The sequence below is a fragment of the Roseovarius gaetbuli genome, from assembly GCF_900172365.1.
GTDB classification, from domain to species: Bacteria; Pseudomonadota; Alphaproteobacteria; order Rhodobacterales; family Rhodobacteraceae; genus Roseovarius; species Roseovarius gaetbuli.
Window position 1 is genome coordinate 1 of the sequence record NZ_FWFJ01000079.1, and the last position, 6,331, is coordinate 6,331.

The 6,331-nt window shown below is 59.0% G+C and carries 3 protein-coding genes; 1 reads left to right on the forward strand and 2 read right to left on the reverse strand.

Annotated features, from left to right (window positions below; all coding sequences use genetic code 11):
* The first annotated feature begins 379 nt into the window (after positions 1-379).
* Entirely contained in the window at positions 380-1,858 is a 1,479-nt protein-coding gene (locus ROG8370_RS19175; RefSeq protein WP_085828740.1) for a calcium-binding protein, read from the forward strand.
* Positions 1,859-1,961: 103 nt separating this feature from the next.
* Here the strand turns inward: ROG8370_RS19175 and ROG8370_RS19180 are convergent, their stop codons facing one another.
* Positions 1,962-2,678, reverse strand: a complete 717-nt coding sequence (locus ROG8370_RS19180; protein WP_085828741.1) for a response regulator — start codon at positions 2,676-2,678, stop codon at positions 1,962-1,964.
* Entirely contained in the window at positions 2,675-5,683 is a 3,009-nt protein-coding gene (locus tag ROG8370_RS19185) for a PAS-domain containing protein (RefSeq protein ID WP_085828742.1), read from the reverse strand. Before ROG8370_RS19185 ends, ROG8370_RS19180 begins: the two co-directional genes overlap by 4 nt.
* Positions 5,684-6,331 lie beyond the last annotated feature (648 nt).

Consider the following 6,331-nt stretch of genomic DNA (forward strand, 5'->3'; position numbering starts at 1 on the left):
TGCCGGTGTCATATTGCATGATCGTACCCTCAGAAAAATGAGCCTCCGACCCGGCTGCGGCTCATTTTTCTGAGGGTACGATCATAAAGCGATTCTTTCACGCTGAAGCGGGTCCGACTGGAAGTCGGAGGGTTTGCTCCACGGCGTGGATACAAAAAAGGAGTCGTCCACAAATGACAGCAACCCTCTGTCGCGTATCAATTGTTTCAGAATCTGGCGACTTTGGGCAGGCGCTGACAAAACTCTTACAAAATTTCGCGCACCTGAACTTCTACAGATACACGAATACATCATAACTCCTTTCACGTCCGGCGCCCGGCGAAGGCCTGGAACCACAGCGCCCCCGCTGGATGAGTTGGTTGGTGAAAGGACCAGACAGATGACGATTAAACTGCTGAAACCATTTTCGAACGCTCTGGCGTGGAACAACAAGAAAGGACTTCCCGGTCTGACCGAGACCGACTTGCAACCAGAAGAGCATACCAGCCTGCTGTCCTACGGGGTCGAAAGCCGCGACACCGTCATCCTCGAAGACGCCCCGGCGGGCGATTATGAGGAGACCGAAGGTCGCGGTCCCGATGGCTCTGACACGCCTGATCGCGGCGACGATCCCGATTCTGTGCGCGGGAGCGATCATGCGGCACCTTCGGTGTCGATCAACTCCAATCTCTTTGCGCGCTTAGATGCAAATCTGGCAGAGCCCGGCTTCCTGATGCCGACGTTCGGCAACGGTTTGAACATCACGCCGGGCACCTTCTGGATCGACTGGAATGGCGATGACGCGTTCCAGGGCACGCAAGGGGTCGACAAGGCCTGGGGACTGTGGGGCGACGATGACATCTTTCTCTATGATGGCAATGACACCGCCTATGGCGGCGCGGGCAACGACCTGCTCCATGGCGGGCGCGGCAATGACGCGCTTTACGGCGGGACCGGCAATGACCTCATCCTCGGCGATGTCGGAAAAGACACCATCGACGGCGGCAGCGGCAACGACACGCTGAAAGGCGGGCGCGGCAATGACATGATCAACGGCGGCGACGGGAACGACCTGATCCTCGGTGAAGAGGGCCGCGACGTGGTGCGCGCCGGTGACGGCGACGACCGCGTCGAAGGCGGAGATGGAAACGACCTGATGTGGGGCGACGCGGGCCGCGATATGATGCTCGGCGGTGACGGCGACGACCAGGTCTTCGGCGGGAACGGGAACGACCTGCTTCAGGGCGGCCTGGGCAACGACCATCTGGAAGGCGGCGGCGGGGTTGATGTCCTGGTCGGCGATCAGGGCGATGACCTGATGAACGGCGGTCCCGCCAACGACATCATGTCCGGCGATGCGGGCAACGACGAAATGAACGGAGGCACCGGCAACGACGATATGGAGGGCGGCGATGGCAATGACATCATGCGTGGCGGCGACGGCGACGACTTCATCTATGGCGAGGCCGGGAACGACTACATCCAGGGGGGCAGTGGCAACGATCACATCTTCGGTGGAACGAATGTTGCTGGCGAGATCGGCGATTACCTGATCGGCGGCGCCGGGTATGACGTCTTCTACTTCGCGTTTGGCGACAGCGGCGGGAATGCCGATCCGCGCGACGTGATCGAGGACTTTGGCGCGGGCGGCAGCGACCTGATGGTCTTCGAGGGCTTCGGCGCGACCACCTGGCGTGGACAGGACGGTTTCTCGAACGGGGTCGGCGCCGAAGCCTACTTCGAACAGACCCAAAGTGACATCTACGGCGCGGTAACAAATGTCTACCTTCGCGACGACAGCGGTCTCGATGCCGATTTGTCGCTAACACTACTCGGCCACATCGATCTCGCCGAAAGTGATGTTTTCGTGATCGCATGACATGACAAGTGGGGGCGGTCTGCGGACCGCCCCGGCCCTTACAAACCGGCGGCGCGCAGGACACTCCCTGCGCGCCGCCTTCTCTTGAGCTGTTTAGAACAATTCAGTCGAAGATGTAGCCGATGCCGCGGACGGTCCGGATCGTCTCCGGCTTGGTCGGGTTCAGTTCGATCTTGCGGCGCAATCGCGAAATGCGCAGGTCGATGGACCGGTCGAAATGTTCCCACCCGCGGTCATGCGCCTGTTCAAGCAACTGGTCCCGAGTCAGCACGCGGCCCCTTTTCTGGGCAAAGACGCGCAGTAAGCTGAATTCCATCGACGTGATGGCGATCTCCTCGCCGTTCTCTCCGAAGAGCCTGGCGCGATCGAGATCGAGCTGGCACATGCCGAAAGGGACGGTTCCGGTCATCCGGGACTTCCGCACGTCCGCCACCTCAGCGAAATCCTGCCGCCGCAAGGCGGCCTTGATGCGGGCTTCCAATTCGCGCAGGTCCACGGGTTTCGCAAGATAATCATCTGCACCCATTTCCAACCCGATGATCCGGTCGACCACTTCGCCCGCGGCGGACAGCATGATGACCGGGATTTTCGAACTGACCCGCAGGGTGCGCAGCGCGGTCAGGCCGTCCGTGCCCGGCATGTTGATGTCCAGCACGATCACGTCAGGCGCGCCCTTTTCAAACGAAGCGAGCATGACGTCCGCATTTTCCGCTTCCACGACGCTGTATCCCCGTTCGCTGAGATACTCCGAAAGCATTTCCCGCAGGTGGTCCTCGTCGTCGCAGACCAGTATCTTTTTCGCTTCGGTCGCGCGCGTCATCCGTTTTCTCCCTGGTCAGCGAGGCGCTCCAGCAAGGACGATAGATCGTCGCGCAGGATCGGCTTCTCGACATGCGGCCGCCCGACCTTTGACAGAAACCGGAAGACGTCCTCCCCCAGAGCGTCGCCCGTCACGAAGCCGATGCGCTCGGCATATTGTGGCAGGTCCGTAAGAATGGCCTCGTAAAAGGCGGCGCCATTCATGCCGGGCATCTTGAAATCGCTCAGCACCATGTCGAAAGGCTCGTGCGAGAGCAGGTCGAGAGCCATCTGCGCGTCAGTGACCATCACCGGTTCGCAGTGCAAATCTTCGAGCATGTCACAGATCAATTCACCCACTGTCTCCTCGTCATCGACAACCAGTACGCGCCTCTGAACCGTGGGCGCCGTCTTGCCTTGCGCGCCATCTTCGAGCCGTCCGCCCGTCTTGTCGACGTCTAGACGCACAAAGAAGCTCGTGTGGCTCCCTTCCACCGTCTCAAGATCCAGCCGACCGCCATGCGCATCGATGATCCGGTGGCTGAAAGCCAATCCAATGCCTGTCCCTTTTCCCACATCCTTGGTCGTGAAAAACGGCTCGAAGACCCGCGCGCGGATCGCTTCGGGGATACCGGGGCCGTTGTCCCGGATCTCCAACACCGATTGATTGCGCGCGGGATCGAAGAACGAGCGGATAATCAGCCTGCCTCCCTGCCCGAGCGGTGCCAGTGCCTGTTCGGCGTTTATGATGAGGTTGGAGAACACCTGCACAAGCTGGTCCGCGTCGCCCGATACCAATGGCAAGTCGTCATCAAGGTCAGACAGGATTTCCGTGCCGTTGCTGCGCATCCCGTATCCCGCGACATCCAGCGCGGCGAGGACGATGTCGTTGAGCGAACAAGGTTCGATCTTTGTGGGCCGCTGCCGTGCCATGGCAAGGAAGGCCCGGACGATCCGGGCGCTGCGGTCCGCTGCTTCAGCGATCCGGTCAACCCGCCTGGACAGAACCTTGTCCTCGAGCCGACCTTCAAGCATCTGTGCATAACCCACGATGATCGATAGCGGATTGTTGAGTTCATGCGCGACGCCGGCAAGCAATTCGCCTAGCGCCGAAAGCTTTTCAGCCTGATGCGCCGCGTCGCGTTGTTGCTGCAATTCTTCCTGCATCTCGAGCAGATCGGAGATGTCCCGCGTCGACGAGACGATCACTTGTTCGCCTTTGTATTCAGTGACCCGCGCGGCGGTGATGCCTTGCATGACCGAGCCGTCCGCGCGGCGAAACTGGACTCGGTAATCGTCAAGCGCGCCGGTCGGCAGCAATGCGTCGAGATATTTCTGACGGTCTTCGGGGTTCATAAAAAAACTGAGCGTCGAGCTTATATTGCCGAAGCGTTCCCGTGATGGCGGAGGGCAGTAGATGATCTTGCCGTCATCGATGCGCGAGACCAGAAAGTTCGCCGGGCATGCATCGACAATCTTGCGCAGAAGCAGGTCCGCTTCGCGCTGCTCCGCTTCGGCGCGCCGCTGCTCGGTCACATCCACGAAAGAGAGCAGATAGCCGTCTCGCTCAGTCCTGTGCGCCGAGGCAAGAAGGATTTTCCCATCGCGCAGACGGATTGTTTCGTTCTGACCCAAGGAACGGGCGAAGTGGTCGAGCCACGCCACGTAGTCCCCGGGCGCCGTTTCCGGCGGCACGCAGATGACCCCTGCGCGCACCAAACGGTCCCAAAGGCTCGAAAGCGGTTCCCCCTCGCGCGGCGCGGCAATCTCGTCGAAGAAAAAATCCTGCCACCGCAGGTTGTCCAGCAAGAACCCGGTGTCACTGTCAAAGACCGCGAGGCCTTCCTCGAGGGACTGGATGGTGTCGTTCAGGGTCTGCAGACTTCTTTCTTCCGATTTCTTGAGCGCGGTGGTTTCGGTCACAACCACGACGCGTCGGTTGCCTTCGGTCACTGCCCGCTCGACAATAAAGTGCCGTCCGTTGCGGAAACAGACATCGAAAGGATGCAAGGTCTCGCGTTGCCTGCGGACGGCATCGCCAAAAAGTTCGGTGCCGCGTTTGCCGACATCCTCGCCCGCGATCGACGCGATCATTGGTGCGAGGGTCACGAAGCGCTCGTCGTCGCTGAGTTTCAGAAACTCCTCGGCCGAGTACCCGAAAGGCCCGGCAAAAGCGTCGTTACAATGAGAGAGCTTCCCCGAGGCTTCCTCAATGGCGACACCCACTGGCAGCCTGTTGACCGCATCCGTAAAAAGCCGCTCGGCCCGAAGTTGATCCGTGACATCCTCCAGGGTCAGCAATTTGCCCTGAAGGTCTGTCTCGTAGACACTACCGACGATCTCCCTGCCGTCGTCGTTAACAAGGGAAAACCCCTTGGCAGAGGTGCGGATCAATTTGTCCACCTCCGCCAGCATTGCCGCAGGCGTAACCCCTTCCGGCGGAGGAAAGGTCCCCGCTCCGATTGCTCTTGCATATGTTTCTCGTAGGAGCACACCAGGTTCCAGAAACTCTCCCGCCGGGTCCGCGACATCACGGTACTTCTGATTGGCAAACACAAGCCGGTCGTCGTCGTCGATCAGCGCAATTCCTAAATCGACCGCGTTGATAGCCTTGTTGAGCAGGTCACGCGCCTGCGCCTCGGCGGTTCTCTGCTCGGTTATGTCCTTGACGTTGGCGACAAGCCCGCCATCACTGAGACGCTTCAGCCTGATTTCCCTTTGCGTACCGTCCGAAACCAGAACCTCGATCTTTCCTCTGTCGAGCGTCTCGAGCCCAGTCAAAAAAGTTGGCATGCCATGTTCGGCACCACGAAGGATCTTGACATGCCCGCTTGCGACGGCCCGGCTGATGATGTCCTGCATCGCTGTGCCCGGCACCAGCAGGTTAGCATGCGGGCCGAGCATCGCGGCATAGCTGCGGTTTGAGAAGATCAGCTTGAGCGCGCGATCGAAGAGCACGAAGCCTTCATCCAGCGCGTCCAGAGCCTCACGCAAAATTGGGCTTGGTTTTCTCGCTTCGATAATCATTTTTACTTCGCCCTTGTTCGTCCCGCCGTCGAGCCTCGCGCTAATTCTGCACCAGACCCGATTTTATCATACCAAGCTGAATCCTAACCGCTTTCGATTTCAGATCATCCTCATCTTTTGTATCAATTGTTTCTGAGTCTAAGAAAGCACTTGAAACCCGAGATGACTTAGAATTTCTACGAAAAGAGTTCCTAGTCCATTCTGGTGGCTATAAATATCTATACGTTTATGCAAAATAGAACTGAACTGTTCTGCGTCCCGTCCAAGGCCTCCTATGGGAGGTTTGAGCGCCCAGACAGCTGCGGCGCCTGAATGCATCCCCATCGCATCCGTGTGGTTTTTCTAGGACTTCGCTCAGTCCATGGAAATCTTCGTCGGTGGGTCCCGGGATGTTGAGCCATTCCTCGCCCGGGGTCAGAACTTAGCAAAGTCCTGATTGTTCCTGTATGGGATGCTCGTGGGCAGAGGGTGCACTCAATGTGTCCTTTGGACTGAGAGCGGCGGATCTGCATATATGGGCGTATTTTGTTGAAAAACTCTTCCTTGATCGAAGTCTGAACTGCTGATTCAATTCCTGTAATCGAGGGGGAGGACCGGCGATGATGGGACCGAGGCAGGAAGCGCAACCGGCGCTGTTCTACGAGTTCT